This window comes from Nocardiopsis coralli, from assembly GCF_014892575.1.
GTDB lineage: Bacteria > Actinomycetota > Actinomycetes > Streptosporangiales > Streptosporangiaceae > Nocardiopsis > Nocardiopsis coralli.
This window is the reverse complement of sequence record NZ_JADBGI010000027.1, coordinates 1-17,117: the sequence shown is the minus strand read 5'-3', so window position 1 is coordinate 17,117 and position 17,117 is coordinate 1. Positions and strand designations below refer to the sequence as shown.

Sequence of the window (17,117 nt, the reverse complement as noted above, 5' to 3'; positions counted from 1 at the left end):
GGCCCGGACCCGGCGCCCCCGTGCACCCGCGCGGGGGCGCCCGTGTGTCGTGGGGCGGGGGAGAGGCCCGTGTCCGACAGGCCCGTGCTCGCGGGGCATGTGGGCTCCGACACGCCCTAGGATCGGAACCGGTGCACACGGCTGCGGGGAGTCGGACGCACGGATTCCACGTAACCCTTTCGTGATATCTTCTTGGTCGCCGGTATGGCCACGGATCCCCGCTCCCCTCCCTGCGATCGGAGGGCGTGTGCCGACCAGAACCCCCGAGACCACGGTCGGATCGGCCGGGCGAACCGCGAACCAGCGGTGGACAGGGGCCGTCCCAGAGGGAGGCGCCGAGAGCGTCGTCCTGTCAGCGAGTTGTGCGGAGGTGATCCGGTGAGAGCGCCGAACGACGGACGCGGTGACGACCGGTGGCCGCAGGAGAGCGGACGCTCCTCCGCCGACCGCGAGACCACCCAGGCCTTCACCCGGCGCGAGCCGGCGCCCGGCCCGGACGGACAGGGCGGCCCGGTCGCCGGCGAACAGGCACCCCCCGGACCCGAGGAAGCCACACAGCAGTTCACCCGAGGCGCACCCGGACCTGCCGACGCCCCCAGTGCCCCCGGCCCCGACGACCTGACCACCCAGTCCTTCACGCGCGACGCCCTCGCCGGTGCGCAGCCGGACGCATCCCCCGCCGCGCCGCCCGAGGCCGCGCCCGAGGCGGGTGCACAGGCGTGGGAACCGGGAGAGCCCACCGGCGACGGGGAACGCCGCGGATTCACCCGCCGTTTCGTGCGTGGCCGTCCGGCAGGACGTGGGGGTTCCCTGCGCGGGACCCCCGGATCCGCCCCCGGCCAGGATGAGACCGTCGTGGCCCCGGCCGTGGACCGGCCCGAACAGCCCGGTCCGGCCTGGCGGTCCGAGCAGGGGTGGCAGCCCGACCAGGGGCAGGCTCCGGGACACCAGCCCCAGCAGGCGTGGAACCCCGGGGACACGGGCCCCCTGCCCGGCGGCGACCGCACACACGACGGCGCACAGCCCCGCCCGGACGACACCCTCGCCGACCACCGGCCCACCGAGTTCACCGACGCCTTCCGCGACGAGCTCCCGCCCGACCCGGAGCCCCGCGACCCCGAACCCGCGGGCCGCCGCGGTGGCGACGGCCGCGAACCGCCGCCCCGCAGTCCGCGCCGCCGAAGGAAGAGGCGTTTCCGGATGCGCTGGCTGCTCACCATGGTCCTGGTCATCGCGCTGGCGATCCCGCCGGCCACCTGGGGCTGGGTCTGGTACACCGCCCGCCAGGACGACCGCGACGCCTCCGACGCGATCATCGTGCTCGGCGCCAGCCAGTACAACGGGGTTCCGTCACCCGTGTTCGAGGCGCGCCTGCAGCACGCCCAGAACCTCTACCAGCAGGGCGTGGCCCCGGTGATCATCACCGTCGGCGGCAAGCAGCCCGACGACACCTACACCGAGGCCGCCGCCGGGCGCGACTGGCTCGTGGAGGTCGGCATCCCCGACGGCCAGATCGTCGCGGTCGAGGAGGGCGCCGACACCCTCCAGAGCATCGTGGCCGTGGCCGAGGTCTACGACCAGGAGACCTGGGAGACCGGCATCATCGTCTCCGACCCCTGGCACAGCCTGCGCGCCGAACGCATGGCCGCCGACCACGGGATCGACGCCGGGACCTCGCCCGCGCGCTCGGGCCCGGCCGTCATCGAGCGCAGTACGCAGCTCTGGTACATCACCAGGGAGACCGCTTCCCTCTGGTACTACTGGATCTTCAACGACAGCAGCGACATCCGCGTCAACGCCGCCTGATACCGCGTCACGGGCGCGGTCCGATACCGAGTCACGGGCGCGGTCCGTTGACCCCGGCCAGTAGGCTCACAGGCGATGACCAGCCACCCCGGGGACGAGGGTCCCGCACCCGGCTACACCCCCGACGACACCGAACGCCGCGTCCGCGAACGGCGCAAGAGCCGCGCGCGCGGGCCCTTCGAACGCGACCGGGCGCGTGTGCTGCACAGTTCCTCGCTCCGGCGCCTGGCCGCCAAGACCCAGGTGGTCCAGCTCGGCGTCAGCGACTTCCCGCGCACCCGCCTGACCCACTCCCTGGAGTGCGCCCAGATCGGCCGGGAGCTCGGGCAGGCCCTGGGCTGCGACCCCGACCTGGTCGAGGCCGCCTGCCTGTCGCACGACCTGGGCCACCCGCCCTTCGGCCACAACGGGGAGAACGCCCTGGACGAGGCGGCCGCGGACTGCGGAGGGTTCGAGGGCAACGCCCAGAGCCTGCGCCTGCTCGTGCGCCTGGAGAGCAAGGTGATCGCGCCCGACGGGACGGGCGCCGGCCTCAACCTCACCCGCGCCACCCTCGACGCCACCGTCAAGTACCCGTGGGCCCGCGGTGAACGCCCGGACACCCACAAGTTCAACTACTACCCCGACGACGCCGACGTCTTCGCGTGGCTGCGCTCGGGCTCTCCGGACGGGCGGACCCCCTTCGAGTCCCAGGTCATGGACTGGTCCGACGACGTGGCCTACTCGGTGCACGACGTCGAGGACGCCCTGCACGCCGGCCTGGTGAGCATGGCCGCGCTCGGCAGCCCCACCGAGCGCGCCGAGGTGTGCCGGGTGGCCGCGCGGGACTACTGCGACGCCGACCCCTCGGAGCTCGCCGAGGCCCTGGACGGCCTGCTGTCCGCGCCGGTCTGGCCGGAGGAGTTCACCGGGGACCTGCCCTCGCTGGTGGCGTTGAAGAACCTGACCAGCGAGCTCATCGGCCGGTTCCGCCGTGCGGCCGAGAGCGGCACCCGCGCGGTGCACGGCCCCGGGCGCCTGACCAGGTACGGCGCCGACCTGGTCGTTCCGCGCTGGGCCCTGCTGGAGTGCGCTCTGCTCAAGGCGGTCTCGGCGCACTTCGTGCTCTCCCGGGCCGAGGCCATGGAGCACCGGGCCAACGAACGCCGGATCGTCGCCGAGCTCGTGGCCGCCCTGTGGAAGAACGCCCCCGGTGCGCTGGACCCGCAGTTCCGGGCGCCCTTCGAGGCCGCGGCCGACGACGCCGCGGCCCTGCGTGTGGTCATCGACCAGGTCGCCTCGCTCACCGACACCTCGGCGACCACGCTCCACTCCCACCTCGTCGGCTGACCTCCGACCTCGTTCGGGGCCGGGGCAAGGGAGGGGACAGAAGCGGGCAGAGGGGGTCTTGACGGGAGCCATGTGAACGTTAACACTATTGCCTGCGTCACATACCCCTCGATTCCCCACCCCCGGAGGTGAACGCCCTGTGCCCACGACCGGCGGCCGCAACCCGGTCATGTCCGACGTCGCCAAGGTCGCCGGAGTGTCCCACCAGACCGTCTCGCGTGTGGTCAACGGCCACCCGAACGTGCGCGAGGAGACCGTCGCGCGGGTCCGCCACGCCATCTCCGAGCTCGGTTACCACCCCAACTCCACCGCCCGCGCGCTGGTGACGCGGCGTACCAACGTGCTCGGCGCCCTGGCCGTGGACACCACGCTTTTCGGTCCGTCCCAGACCCTGGCCGGCATCGAACAGGCCGCCCGGGAGGCCGGGTACTTCCTCAGCATCGTCTCGGCCGACGACCCCAGCCCTGACGGGGTCGCCGAGGCCATGGACCACCTCGTGCAGCAGTCCGTGGAGGGGTGCGTGGCCATCGCACCCCAGCGCGAACTCGTGCACGCCCTGGCCGCCCTGCCCGGACCCCGGCCCCTCGTGGCGGTCGAAGGGGGAGAGGGCGCCGGGTTCCCGGTCGCCGGTGTCGACCAGGAACAGGGCGCCCGCGACGCCGTCCGCCACCTGCTCGATCTGGGCCACCGCACCGTGCACCACATCTCCGGCCGCTCCGACTGGCTCGAGGCCGAGGCACGTGTGCACGGCTGGCGCGAGGAGCTGCGTGCGGCAGGGCGCACGGTCACCGAACCCCTGCCCGGCGACTGGAGCCCGCGCTCGGGGTACGAGCTCGGCCGCCGGCTGGCCGAGCTCCGGGCCGAGGGCGAGGAGGTCACCGCCGTCTTCGTGGCCAACGACCAGATGGCCGTGGGCGTGCTCAAGGCCCTGCACGAGGCAGGGCTCGGTGTGCCCGGCGACGTCAGCGTCGTTGGCTTCGACGACATCCCCGAGGCCGCCTACCTCACCCCGGCCCTGACCACAGTCGCCCAGGACTTCACCCGCGTCGGCACCGCCGCCCTCGAACTGCTCCTGGGCGCGCTCGATGCCCCCTCCGCCGACGCCCCGGCCGACCGCACCGTGCCCGCGGTGCTCCGTGTGCGCGACTCCAGCGCGCCCCCGCCCGCCTGACCCCGACCCCTGCCGCTTCCCCGCCGCCGTGCCCGGACCCGCACGGCGTGCCACCCCCCGCGACCGCTGCCCGCGTTCCGTACCGCAGTGGAGGAAGGTCCGTATGCCGGTTCCTACGCCCCAGAATGTTAGCGCTCACAAACCCGGTGACGCCGTCGCCGTCGGCATCGACTTCGGGACCCTCTCCGGGCGCGCCGTCGTCGTCCGCGTCTCCGACGGCGCCGAGCTCGGGACCGCCGTGCACCCCTACCGCCACGGCGTCATCACCGACCGGTTGCCCGACAGCAGTGTCACCCTGCCCGCGGAGACCGCCCTCCAGGACCCCGAGGACCACCGGCAGGTCCTGAGCCGGGCGGTGCCCGCAGCCCTCCGCGACGCCGGGGTCGACCCCGGACAGGTGATCGGCGTGGGCACCGCCTTCACCGCCAGCACCTGCATGCCCGTCACCGCCGACGGTGTGCCCCTGTGCGAGGTCGCCCCCTACACACCCCGCCCGCACGCCTGGCCCAAGCTCTGGCGCCACCACGCCGCCCAGCCCGAGGCCGACGCCGTCAACGCCCTGGCCGCCGAACGCGGCGAACCCTGGCTCCCGCGCTACGGCGGCCGCATCTCCTCCGAGTGGCAGATCGCCAAGGCCCTTCAGGTCCTGAAGGAGGACCCCGAGGTCTACCACCGCGCCGACCGGTGGATCGAGGCCGCCGACTGGATCGTCTGGCAGCTGTGCGGCACCGAGACCCGCAACGTGTGCACCGCCGGTTACAAGGGCCAGTACCAGGACGGAGACTGGCCCTCCCGCGACTTCTTCGGCGCCCTGCACCCCGAGTTCGCCGACTTCGCCCGTGACAAGCTCGAGCACCCCCTGTCCCAGCTCGGCGACCGGGCCGGGACCCTCACCGCCGAGGCGGCCGCCCGCACCGGACTGCCCGAGGGCGTCCCCGTGGCCGTGGGCAACGTCGACGCCCACGTCACCGCCGCCACCGCGGGCACCACGGAACCCGGCCGGATGCTCGCCATCATGGGCACGAGCACCTGCCACGTCATGAACTCCGACGTCCTGGCCGAGGTCCCCGGCATGTGCGGGCAGGTGCTCGGCGGCATCGTGCCCGGGGTGTGGGGTTACGAGGCCGGGCAGAGCGGCGTCGGCGACATCTTCGCCTGGTTCGCGGAGCAGCACGCACCACCGGAGGTGCACGAACGGGCGAGGGAACGTGGAACCTCCGTGCACGACGTGCTCGCCGAGGAGACCGCCGACGACCCCGTGGGCGCGCACGGGCTCGTCGCGCTCGACTGGCACAGCGGCAACCGTTCCGTGCTCGTCGACCACGACCTCTCCGGTGTCCTGGCCGGGCTGACCCTCGCCACGCGCCCCGCCGAGATCTACCGCGCCCTCGTGGAGGCCACCGCCTTCGGCACCCGCACCATCGTCGAGGCCTTCGAGAAGGCCGGGGTGCCCGTGCACGACCTCACCGTCGCCGGCGGCATGGTCGACCGCCCCCACGTCCTGCGCATCTACGCCGACGTGCTCGGCAGGCCCCTGCGCCTGGTCTCCTCCGGCCTCGCCTGTGCGGTCGGGGCCGCCATCCACGGCGCCGTCGCCGCCGGGGCCCACCGCGACATCCACGCCGCCTCCGCGGCCATGGGCGGGGTGCGCGAACACACCGTCGATCCCGACCCCGAACGCACCGCCGCCTACGACGAGCTCCACGCCCTCTACACCGAACTGCACGACCACTTCGGCCGCGGGGGGACCCGCAGCCTCCACCGCCTGCGCGACATCCGCAACGCCGCCCGGAAGGGGAACCCGTGACCGGCCTCGACGACCTGCGCGCCCAGGTCTGCGCACTGCACTCCGAACTCACCCGCTGGGACCTGGTCGCCTGGACCAGCGGCAACGTCTCCGTCCGCGTCCCCGGCACCGACCGGATGCTCATCAAGGCCAGCGGTGTCTCCTACGACGCCCTCGCCCCCGAGCACATGGTCGAGTGCGACCTGCACGGCCGGCCCGTGCACGACGGCGGTCCCAACCCCTCCAGCGACACCGCGGCCCACGCCTACGTCTACCGGGCCCTGCCCGAGGTCGGCGGCGTCGTGCACACCCACAGCCCCTACGCCACCGCCTGGGCCGCCCGCGGCGAACCCATCCCGTGTGCCGTCACCGCTATGGCCGACGAGTTCGGCGGCGACATCCCGCTCGGGCCCTTCGCCCGGATCGGCGACGACTCCATCGGCCGCGGGATCGTCGCCACGCTCGAGGGCCACCGCTCACCCGCCGTGCTCATGGACCGCCACGGCGTCTTCACCATCGGCGCCACACCCCAGGACGCGGTCAAGGCCGCCGTCATGTGCGAGGACGTCGCGCGCACCCTCCACCTCGCCCGCCAGAGCGGGCCGCTCGAACGGCTCCCGCAGGACGACATCGACGCCCTGCACGACCGTTACCGCAACGTCTACGGCCAGAAGTGAGGACCCCCGTGGCCACACCCCCCGTGCCCCCGCGACCGCTGCCCGCCCCGCGCCCCCGGATCGGGCTCCTCGGCATCATGCAGCCCCTCTACGACGCAATGCTCCCCGGCATCACCGACCACCAGGCCGAGTACGCCCACCGGGTCGCCCGGCACCTCTCCGACACCGCCGACTGGACCGTCGCCCCGCCCGTGCGCGGACGCGAGGACGCGGAGCGGGCCGTGCGCGACCTCGAGAACGCCGGCGTCGACGGGGTCCTCGTCGTCATGCTCACCTACGGGCCCTCCCTGCGCGTGACCGGCGCCCTGACCCGCACCCGCCTGCCCCTGGCGCTGGCCAACATCCAGCCCGACCCCTCGGTCACCGCCGAGTGGGACATGGCCGACATGACCTACAACCAGGGCATCCACGGAGCCCAGGACACCGCCAACGCCCTCGTGCGCGCCGAACGCCGCTTCGACGTGATCACCGGCGACTGGCAGAGCCCGGGGTTCGCCGAACGCATCGACCGCTGGGCCCGTGCCGCCCGCGCCGCGACCGCGCTCCGGGGCCTGCGGGTCGGCGTCTTCGGTTACCCCATGAACGGCATGGGCGACGCGCGCGTCGACGAGACCGCCCTGCTGCGCGCCCTCGGCCCCGAGATCGAGGTCATCGCGCCCGGGGCCCTGCACCGCGCCACCCTCGACCTGGGCGAGAAGGAGGTCGCCGAACTCCTGGCCTGGGAGGACGAGGCCTTCGAGGTCGACCCGCGCCTGTCCGCGAAGGAACGCGACGACCACGCCCGCATGCAGCTGGGCATCGAACGGCTGCTCACCGAACGGGGGTGCCACGCCTACTCCACCCACTTCGACGCCATCGGCGAGGACGGGCGCTTCGACCGCCTTCCCATGGCCGCCGCCTCCACCCTCATGGCCCAGGGGTACGGCTTCGCCGGCGAGGGCGACGTGCTCGCCGCCACCGTGGTGCGCGCCGGCCACGTGCTCGCGGGGGACGCGCACTTCACCGAGATGTACGCGATGGACTTCCCCTCCGACTCGATCCTCATGAGCCACATGGGCGAGGGGAACTGGCGCATCGCCCGCGGCGACGAACCCCTGCGCCTGATCAAACGCCCCCTCGACATCGGCGGCCTGGCCGACCCGCCCACCGTGCTCTTCCGCTACCGGCCCGGACCGGCCACCCTCGCCTCCCTGGTCGCGCTGGGCGGTGAACGCTTCCGCCTGGTCGTCTCCGAGGGCGAGGTGCTGGACGCCCCGCCCCTGCCGTCCCTGGAGATGCCCTACGGCCAGTACCGCCCCGACACCGGCGTCCGGGACTGCACCGAGGGGTGGCTGCGCGCCGGCGGCACCCACCACATGGCCCTGCACACCGGGCACCGCGCCGCCGACTGGCGGGCGCTGTGCGACATCACCGGCATCGAGTACGTCCGCGTCTGACCCCGAGCCACCGACGAGAGGCGCCCGCGCGCGCACCGGCCCCGGTGGGAGGGCATCGCCCGTCCCGCCGGGATCCAGGGGAGAGGCCTCCCCGTCCCCCCCAGCGCAAGGAGCTCACCATGCGCACCCGACGTCCGTCCCGCCCCCGCCCCGCTCCTCGGTCCGCCCGCGGGCCCGGCCGCCGCGCCGTGCTGCCCCCGGTCTCCTGGACCGCCGTCACCCTCACGACCGCCCCCTGACCCCGGCCCGCCCCGATCCGATTTCACAGCACCGACGGAAGGACCCCCCGTGCCACGCCACCGGACCACCCGCCACCGCCCGCCCGTCCTCGCCGCGCCGGCCGCCCTCGCGGCCCTGGCCCTGGCCGCCACCGCGTGCGGCGGGGTCGGCGACGCCGCCCAACCCGAGGGGGAGGAGGGCGTCGTCGGCATCTCCATGCCCACGCAGTCGTGGGAACGCTGGGTCAACGACGGCGCCAACATGGTCGCCGACTTCGAGGAGCGCGGATACGGCACCGACCTGCAGTTCGCCGAGGACGTCGTCGAGGACCAACTCGCCCAGGTCGAGAACATGATCACCCGCGGCGCCGACGTGCTCGTCATCGCCGCCGTCGACGGGAGCGCGCTCGGGGACGTGCTCGACATGGCCGCCGACAACGACATCCCCGTCATCGCCTACGACCGCCTCATCATGGAGAGCCCGAACGTCGATTACTACGCGACCTTCGACAACCACCAGGTCGGGGTCCTGCAGGGCGAATACATCGTCGACGCCCTCGACCTCGAGGACGAGGGCGGCCCCTTCAACATCGAGCTGTTCGGCGGCGCCCCCGACGACAACAACTCCTACTTCTTCAACGACGGCGCCATGGAGGTCCTGCAGCCCCACGTCGACGACGGCACGCTCGAGGTGCGCAGCGACCAGACCTCCATGGAACAGATCGCCACCGAACGCTGGGACGGCTCGGTCGCCCAGTCCCGGATGGACAACCTCCTCAGCGCCCACTACTCCGACGAGGACCTCGACGCCGTGCTCTCGCCCTTCGACGGCATCAGCCTCGGCGTCATCGAGTCCCTGCGCGCGGTCGGTTACGGCACCGAGGAGCGTCCACTGCCCGTGGTCACCGGCCAGGACGCCGAGGTCCCGTCGGTGCGCTCCATCGTGGCCGGGGAACAGACCCAGACCGTCTTCAAGGACACCCGCGAGCTCGCCGCCCAGACCGTGGACATGGTCGACGCCGTCGCCGCGGGGGATGAGGTGCCGGTCAACGACACCGACAGCTACGACAACGGTGTGACGGTCGTGCCCTCCTACCTCCTCGACCCCGTCTCGGTCGACGCCGACAACTACGAGGAGGTCCTCATCGAGAGCGGCTACTACGACGAGTCCGATCTCGATGGGTGAGCCGCACAACACCGGAACCGGCGGGACCGCCCCGCTGCTGCTCATGCGCGACATCCGCAAGGGTTTCCCCGGCGTCCAGGCGCTGGACGGGGTCTCGCTGTCGGTACGTGCCGGCACCGTGCACGCCCTCATGGGGGAGAACGGAGCCGGCAAGTCCACCCTCATGAAGGTGCTCAGCGGCGTGCACCCCGCCGGCACCCACACCGGGGAGATCCTCGTCGGGGGAGAACCGGCCGCCTTCACCGGGGTCGCCGACAGCGAACGCGCCGGGATCGCCATCATCCACCAGGAGCTCGCCCTCGTCCCGCACCTGTCGGTCAGCGAGAACATGTTCCTGGGAAACGAGCGGTCCCACCGCGGGGTCATCGACTGGGGCAGCACCCACGCGCAGGCCCGCGCCCTGCTCGAACGGGTGGGCCTGGACGAGAACCCGGCCACCCCCGTCGCCCAGCTCAGCGTCGGGGCCCAACAGCTCGTGGAGATCGCCAAGGCCCTGGCCAAGAGCGTGCGGGTGCTGATCCTCGACGAGCCCACGTCCGCGCTCAACGAGGCCGAGAGCGCCCGGCTGCTCGACCTGCTCACCGAGCTGCGCGGCCAGGGCGTGGCCTGCATCCTCATCTCGCACAAACTCGGCGAGGTCATGCAGGTCAGCGACGAGGTCACCGTGCTGCGCGACGGCCGCACCGTCGAGACGCTCCCCGTGGAACGCGACGCCGACGGCGTCCCGTCGGTGGCCGAGGACCGCATCATCCGCGGCATGGTCGGCCGAGACCTCGACCAGCGCTACCCCGACCGCGCCGGCACCGTCGGCGAGGTCCGGTTCGAGGTCCGCGACTGGACCGTCGACCACCCCGTCCAGGCCGGACGGCGCATGGTCGACGGCGCCTCCCTGACCGTGCGCCGGGGCGAGGTCGTGGGCCTGGCCGGGCTCATGGGTGCCGGCCGCACCGAACTGGCCATGAGCGTGTTCGGGCGCTCCTACGGCCGCCACGTGCGCGGAACCCTGCACAAGGACGGGCGCGAGGCCGACACCTCCACCGCCGCCCGCGCCATCGCCGCCGGGCTGGCCTACGTCCCCGAGGACCGCAAAGGCCTGGGCCTGGTCCTCGACGACGACGTCCGCCACAACACCTCCCTGGCCGCCCTCGGCCGCATCTCCACCCGCGGCGTCCTCGACCCCGGCAGGGAAGCGGTCGAGACCGGGGAGACCACACGCGACATGCGCCTGCGCAGCCACGGCCCCACCCAGGTGGTGCGCACCCTCAGTGGCGGCAACCAGCAGAAGGTCGTGCTCGGGAAGTGGATGTTCACCCGGCCCGACCTGCTGATCCTCGACGAGCCCACCCGCGGCATCGACGTCGGGGCCAAGTACGAGATCCACCTCATCGTGCGCCGGCTCGCCGAGGCGGGCGCCTGCGTGCTGCTCATCTCCTCCGAGCTGCCCGAGGTGCTCGGCATGAGCGACCGGATCTACACGATGTGCGAGGGCCGCATCACCGGCGAGGTCCCGGGTGAGGCGGCCGACCAGGAGACCCTCATGAGACTGATGACCGCAACGGGGGGAGCCGCGTGAACAGCACCGACCCCGGCCCCTCCCCCCGGTTCCGCCTCCCCGGAGCCCTGGGCGCCCTGATGCGTGTCAACGCCCGCCAGTACGGCATGGTCATCGCCCTCGTGGCGATCGTGGTGCTGTTCGAGATCCTGACCGGCGGACTGCTCCTCACGCCGCTCAACATCACCAACCTGATCATGCAGAACTCCTACGTCCTGATCCTCGCGATCGGGATGATGATGGTCATCATCACCGGCCACATCGACCTGTCGGTCGGCTCGGTCGTGGCCTTCACCGGCGCTGTGTCGGCGGTCATGCTCACCTCGTGGGGGCTGCCGACCCCGGTCGTGGTCCCGCTGGCCCTGCTGCTCGGCGCGCTCATCGGCGCGTGGCAGGGCTTCTGGATCGCCTACGTGCGGGTGCCCGCCTTCATCGTCACCCTCGCCGGGATGCTCGTCTTCCGAGGGGCGACCATGGCGGTGCTGGGCGGGGAGTCCATCGCGCCGCTGCCGGAGTCCCTGCGCACCATGGCCAGCGGGTTCCTTCCCGGCCCCGAGGTGCTGGGCCTGCACCTGCCCACCCTCGCACTCGGGGCGGCCGGCGCCGCGGCCCTGGTGTGGATCCAGTGGCGGCAGCGTTCCCGTGCACGGCGGCACGGTCTGCCCATGTCGTCGACCGCGGCGGCCGTCGCCGTCTCGGCCGCCTACACCGCGGTGATCATGGTCTTCGCGCACGTGCTCGCCGGATACAACGGCCTGCCCCTGGTCGGGCTCATGCTCATCGCGCTCATCGCCGGGTACGCGTTCCTCATGCGCTCGACCACGACCGGACGGCGGGTCTACGCGGTGGGCGGCAGCGAACAGGCCGCGGCGCTGTCCGGCATCGCCACGCAGCGCACCACCTTCTGGGTCTTCGTCAACATGGGTGCCCTCTCCGCCCTGGCCGGACTCGTCTTCACCGCACGGCTCAACTCGGCCACCCCCGGGGCCGGAACCATGTTCGAGCTCGACGCGATCGCCGCGGCCTTCATCGGCGGAGCCTCCGCCGGGGGAGGGGTCGGCACCATCGTCGGGGCCGTCATCGGGGCCCTGGTCATGGGCGTGCTCAACAACGGGATGTCGCTCATCGGCCTCGGCGTGGACTGGCAGCAGCTCATCAAGGGCCTGGTGCTGCTCCTCGCGGTCGCCTTCGACGTGCACAACAAACGCCGCGCGCAGTCGGCCGGCTCCGTCGCGCCGACCCGGTCCCGGAACCGCAGGTGGGGGAGAGGTCGCTCACCGGGCGGCCCCGGAACCTGACCCGGTCCGGCCCAGCCGCAGGGGCGCTGCCCGGCCGCCGGAGCGCGACCGGGCGGCGCGAACGTCGCCGGGGCGAACTACCCTGAGACCGTGGCTGGCCGGATCAAGGACGAAGACATCGCACTCGTGCGCGAGCGCACCCCCATCGCCGACGTCGTGGGCGAGTACCTCCAGTTGCGCAACGCGGGGGGCGGCTCGCTCAAGGGCCTGTGCCCCTTCCACGACGAGAAGTCGCCCTCGTTCAACGTCACCCCCTCCAAGAACCTGTTCTACTGCTTCGGTTGCCAGGAGGGCGGCGACGTCATCCGCTTCGTGCAGCAGATCGACAGCCTCAGCTTCACCGAGGCCGTCGAGTCGCTCGCGCGCCAGAGCGGGATCCAGCTGCGCTACGAGTCCGGGGAGGGCCGCAGCACCCGCCGGGACGAGAACAAGCGCCAACGGCTGCTGGAAGCGCACAAGGCCGCCGCCGAGTTCTACGCCCAGCACCTGTTCCGCTCGGCGGAGGGCGTCGTCGCGCGGCGGTTCCTCGACGACCGGGGTTTCGTCGGCGCCCACGCCGAACGCTTCGGCCTCGGCTACGCCCCGCGCGGCTGGGAGAACCTCGTCGGCCACCTGCGGGGCAAGGGCTTCACCGACCGGGAACTCGTCGAGGGCGGGCTCGCCAGCCAGGGCCGCCGCGGCGCCTACGACCGGTTCCGCAACCGGGTGCTCTGGCCGATCCGCGAGGTCACCGGCGAGGTCGTCGGGTTCGGGGCGCGCAAGCTCGACGCGGACGAGGACGGCCCCAAGTACCTCAACTCCCCCGAGAGCCCCATCTTCCACAAGGGCCGCATCCTCTACGGCCTCGACCTGGCCAAACGCCAGATCTCCCGCGAGGGCAAGGCCATCGTCGTCGAGGGGTACACCGACGTGATGGCCTGCCACCTGGCGGGGGAGGACACCGCGGTCGCCACGTGCGGAACCTCCTTCGGCGAGGACCACGTCAAGATCCTGCGGCGCATGCTCCTGGGCCGCTCCAACCAGGGCGGCAGGGTCGTCTTCACCTTCGACGGCGACAAGGCCGGGCAGAAGGCCGCCGCCCGCGCGTTCTCCGAGGAGCACGCGTTCTCCTCCGAGACCTACGTGGCCATCCAGCCCGACGGGCTCGACCCGGGCGACCTGTGGCTCAACCAGGGGGCGCAGTCCATCACCGACCTGGTCGACAGCGCCATGCCCATGTACGAGTTCAAGATCAAGGACGTCATCGACGGTTACGACCTCGACACCCCCGAGAGCCGCATGGCCGCGCTCGAGGCGGCGGCGCCCGTGGTCGCGAGCATCCGCGACGAGGGCGTGCGCAAGGGCTGGGGCAAGAACCTGGACCGCTGGATCGGGCTCATGGACGAGAACTACGTCCTGCAGCGCGTCAACCAGCACATGCGCCGCGGGCCCGCGCGCGGCAGGGGCCCGGTGCGCCCCGGACCGGGGGCGGACGCCGGTGCCGCGCCCTACGACCTGAACGACCCGTCGGTGCAGCGCGAACGCCAGGCCCTCAAACTGGCCCTGAAGTACCCGAACCTGGCCCAGGACTTCGACCGGTTCGTGGAGGAGGACTTCACCGTCCCGCAGCACCGCGAGCTCCTGCGGCTCGTGGCCGAACAGGGCGGGGTCGCGGCCGCGGTGCAGGACCCCCAGGGGTGGATCCACCGGTTGCGGGACAGCGCCCCCGAGGAAGCCCAGCGCAACCTCCTGGCCAACCTCACCGCCGAGCCCCTGGAGTTCTACGGAGAAGTCGACGGGCATTTCGCGCGGCAAATGCTGAGCACAATCAGGACTCATTCCATCAACCGCCGCGAGGCAAACCTGAAATCGGAGCTCGCCCGCTTGGACGCGGCCTCCGACCCCGAGGAACACACCCGTGTCTTCACCGAGCTCCTCGCGCTCGGCCAGCAGAAACGCGCCCTGCAGGAGGAGCTCTCCACCGGGGGGTAGCGCGAAGGTGACAATAATGAGTCTCCCTTTTCCGGGGTGACTCCGGGCACAATGTAGGCGTGGCTCCCACAGTTGTGACCAAGGAAATGCCGCCCGTCAGACAGGTGCTCCGGGCGCTGCCCGGCGAGGGTCGGAGAACGGTCACGCGTGACGAGGTCGCCGCCGCCCTGGAACGCCTGGGTTCGTCCTCGCAGGCCCTGGACCGCGCGGTGGTCCACCTCTCCCGCGCGGGGATCGAGGTCGCCGACGCCGAGGAGGCCGACCCACCGCCGGAGGCCGGCCGGCGCACCGGCTCCGACCTGGTCCGCCTCTACCTCCGCGAGATCGGCCAGGTCCCCCTCCTGACCGCCGAGGAGGAGGTCGACCTGGCCAAGGCCATCGAGGCCGGCCTCTACGCCTCACGCTGCACCCCCGGCCCCGCCGGCCGCACCGCCGAGGAGCTCGGCGCCCTCGTCGAGGAGGGCCGCCGCGCCAAACGCCGCCTCATCGAGGCCAACCTCCGCCTGGTCGTCTCCATCGCCAAGCGCTACATGGGCCGCGGACTGCTGTTCCTGGACCTCATCCAGGAGGGCAACCTCGGCCTCATCCGCGCGGTGGAGAAGTTCGACTACACCAAGGGTTTCAAGTTCTCCACCTATGCGACGTGGTGGATCCGCCAGGCCATCACCCGTGCGATCGCCGACCAGGCACGCACCATCCGCATCCCCGTGCACATGGTCGAGACCATCAACCGCCTGGTGCGCCTGCAACACCAGCTCCACCAGCAGCTGGGCCGCGAGCCCGACATCGAGGAGCTGTCCTCCGCGGCGGGCTTCGGCGGCGAGCGGGTCCTGGAGATCCAGCGCATCGCCCGCGAACCGGTCTCCCTGCACACCCCCATCGGGGACGAGGAGTCCGACTTCGGCGAGTTCATCGAGGACTCCGACGCGATCATGCCGGTCGAGGCGGCCGCCTTCACCCTGCTGCAGGAACGCCTGCGCAGCCTCCTGGGCGACCTGTCCGACCGGGAACAGCGGGTGATCCGGCTGCGCTTCGGGATGGTCGACGGCCGCCCGCGCACCCTGGAGGAGGTCGGGCGCGAGTTCGGGGTGACCCGCGAACGCATCCGCCAGATCGAGGCCAAGACCCTCGCCAAGCTGCGCCACCCCTCCCGGGCCGGGCCCCTGAAGGACTTCCTGCGCGGCGGGTGAACCCGGGGCGGCGGCCACAGAACGTACGGGGGCCGCCCTGGGTTCCCGTCCTGGACGATCGTCCTCATGTGGCCGACCGGGGCCGGGGGAGAGGTGCCCGGCGGCGATTCCCCCTACGGTCGGGAGGGTGAACGCCACCCCTCAGCCGCCACGCCCGTCCCCGCGGGGACGCCGCCCCCTCCTCGTCGCCCTGGGCGCGGCCACCGCCGCGGCCCTGCTCATCACCGGGTACCTGATCGTGAACGACGACCGCGAACCCGAACGCCTCGGGTACTTCGCCGACTGGAACGTCGCCAACCGCGGCTTCACCGTCAAGGAGCTCGAGGACAACGGCGCCGCCGAGCGCCTCACCCGACTCATGTGGGCGTTCGGTGACATCGGTTCCGACGGCCTCTGCCACATCCCCGAGGACAACCACGACCAGCCCTGGGAGCTCTACCAGCGGCGGTACGAGGCCGACGAGAGCGTGGACGGGCAGGCCGACAGCTACGAACAGGAACTCGCCGGGAGCCTCAACCAGCTGCGCCTGCTGCGCGAGCGCCACCCGCAGCTGGGGGCGAGCCTGTCGCTGGGCGGGTGGAACTGGTCCACGCACTTCTCCGACGCCGCGCGTACGGCGGAGTCGCGTTCGGCCTTCGTTGCCTCGTGCCTGGACCTGTGGCTGCGCGGCGACCTGCCCGAGTACGACGGCGAACCCCAGGGCGGGCCCGGCGCGGCGTCCGGGGTCTTCGACGGCATCGACCTGGACTGGGAGTGGCCGGGCGGGCAGGGGCACGAGGACAACGTCGAGCACCCCGACGACGCGGAGAACTTCACGCTGCTGGTGGCCGAGTTCCGGGAGCAGCTCGACGAGCTCTCCGCCGAGACCGGCCGGGACTACACGCTCTCGGTGTCGCTGCCGGCGGGGGAGGAGCAGGCGGCCGCCTACGACGCGGAGATCTTCGACCTGGTCGACCTCGCCACGGTCCAGGGGTACGACCTGGCCGGCCCCTGGAGCGAGGAGACCGCCTTCCACTCCAACCTCCACGCGCCCGCGCACGCACCCGACGCCGACAGCGCCGACGCCGCCGTACGCCGCTACCTCGACCTGGGCGCCGACCCCGAACGCCTGGTGCTGGGCGTGCCCGCGTTCGGCCGCGGCTGGCAGGGCGTCGACGGCGACGGCAGCCCGGGCCGGACGGCCGAGGGCCCGGCGGAGGACGCCTACGACGGTCCCACCGCGGCCTTCGCCGACCTGGAGGAGATGGGCGGGCGGCGCCACCTCGACGAGGACGCCGGCGCCTACTGGGTCTTCGACGGCGACGAGTGGTGGACCTACGACAACCCCGAGGTGATCGCGCTCAAGGGCGAGTACGTGCGCGAGGAGGACCTGGGCGGGCTCATGGTCTGGAACCTGGACATGGACGCCGAGGGCGGGCTCGTGCGCGCCATGGACGACTCCCTGCGCGACTGACAGGGCCCCGGGGACGCTTCTATGTCAAGCGGCGGGCCCGTAAA

General features: G+C 72.5%; 12 protein-coding genes. All 12 read left to right on the top strand.

What is annotated here, in order from left to right; all coding sequences use genetic code 11:
• The first annotated feature begins 378 nt into the window (after window positions 1-378).
• The 12 genes from IDM40_RS23530 (at window position 379) to IDM40_RS23475 (ending at window position 17,073) form a co-directional block, all read left to right on the top strand.
• A complete protein-coding gene (locus tag IDM40_RS23530; protein ID WP_193124238.1) occupies window positions 379-1,806 on the top strand; it encodes an ElyC/SanA/YdcF family protein in 1,428 nt (475 codons plus the stop codon).
• Between the two features lie 75 nt (window positions 1,807-1,881).
• Entirely contained in the window at window positions 1,882-3,135 is a 1,254-nt protein-coding gene (locus IDM40_RS23525; protein ID WP_193124237.1) for a deoxyguanosinetriphosphate triphosphohydrolase, read from the top strand.
• Window positions 3,136-3,304: 169 nt separating this feature from the next.
• Window positions 3,305-4,306: a LacI family DNA-binding transcriptional regulator gene (locus IDM40_RS23520; protein ID WP_193124304.1), complete on the top strand. Its 1,002-nt coding sequence runs from the start codon at window positions 3,305-3,307 to the stop codon at window positions 4,304-4,306.
• A gap of 103 nt (window positions 4,307-4,409) precedes the next feature.
• Window positions 4,410-6,113: a ribulokinase gene (gene araB, locus IDM40_RS23515; protein WP_193124236.1), complete on the top strand. Its 1,704-nt coding sequence runs from the start codon at window positions 4,410-4,412 to the stop codon at window positions 6,111-6,113.
• Window positions 6,110-6,769 carry an L-ribulose-5-phosphate 4-epimerase gene (locus IDM40_RS23510; RefSeq protein ID WP_193124235.1) on the top strand — a complete coding sequence of 220 codons (660 nt, stop codon included), beginning with the start codon at window positions 6,110-6,112 and terminating at the stop codon, window positions 6,767-6,769. Before araB ends, IDM40_RS23510 begins: the two co-directional genes overlap by 4 nt.
• A gap of 77 nt (window positions 6,770-6,846) precedes the next feature.
• Complete coding sequence (locus IDM40_RS23505) at window positions 6,847-8,205, top strand: L-fucose/L-arabinose isomerase family protein (RefSeq protein WP_235997885.1); 1,359 nt, start codon at window positions 6,847-6,849, stop codon at window positions 8,203-8,205.
• A gap of 288 nt (window positions 8,206-8,493) precedes the next feature.
• On the top strand, window positions 8,494-9,609 hold the full coding sequence (chvE, locus tag IDM40_RS23500) for a multiple monosaccharide ABC transporter substrate-binding protein (RefSeq protein ID WP_193124233.1): 1,116 nt from the start codon (window positions 8,494-8,496) through the stop codon (window positions 9,607-9,609).
• Window positions 9,602-11,182 carry a sugar ABC transporter ATP-binding protein gene (locus IDM40_RS23495; protein WP_193124232.1) on the top strand — a complete coding sequence of 527 codons (1,581 nt, stop codon included), beginning with the start codon at window positions 9,602-9,604 and terminating at the stop codon, window positions 11,180-11,182. The genes chvE and IDM40_RS23495 overlap by 8 nt, the downstream gene beginning before the upstream one ends.
• Before the next feature lie 59 nt (window positions 11,183-11,241).
• Entirely contained in the window at window positions 11,242-12,459 is a 1,218-nt protein-coding gene (gene mmsB, locus IDM40_RS23490) for a multiple monosaccharide ABC transporter permease (protein WP_193124303.1), read from the top strand.
• 90 nt (window positions 12,460-12,549) lie between these two features.
• Window positions 12,550-14,430, top strand: coding sequence for a DNA primase (gene dnaG / locus IDM40_RS23485; RefSeq protein ID WP_193124231.1), 1,881 nt, complete (start codon window positions 12,550-12,552; stop codon window positions 14,428-14,430).
• Between the two features lie 86 nt (window positions 14,431-14,516).
• Window positions 14,517-15,620: an RNA polymerase sigma factor RpoD gene (gene rpoD, locus IDM40_RS23480; protein ID WP_193124302.1), complete on the top strand. Its 1,104-nt coding sequence runs from the start codon at window positions 14,517-14,519 to the stop codon at window positions 15,618-15,620.
• 127 nt (window positions 15,621-15,747) lie between these two features.
• Window positions 15,748-17,073, top strand: coding sequence for a glycoside hydrolase family 18 protein (locus IDM40_RS23475; RefSeq protein ID WP_193124230.1), 1,326 nt, complete (start codon window positions 15,748-15,750; stop codon window positions 17,071-17,073).
• The last annotated feature ends 44 nt before the right edge of the window (window positions 17,074-17,117 follow it).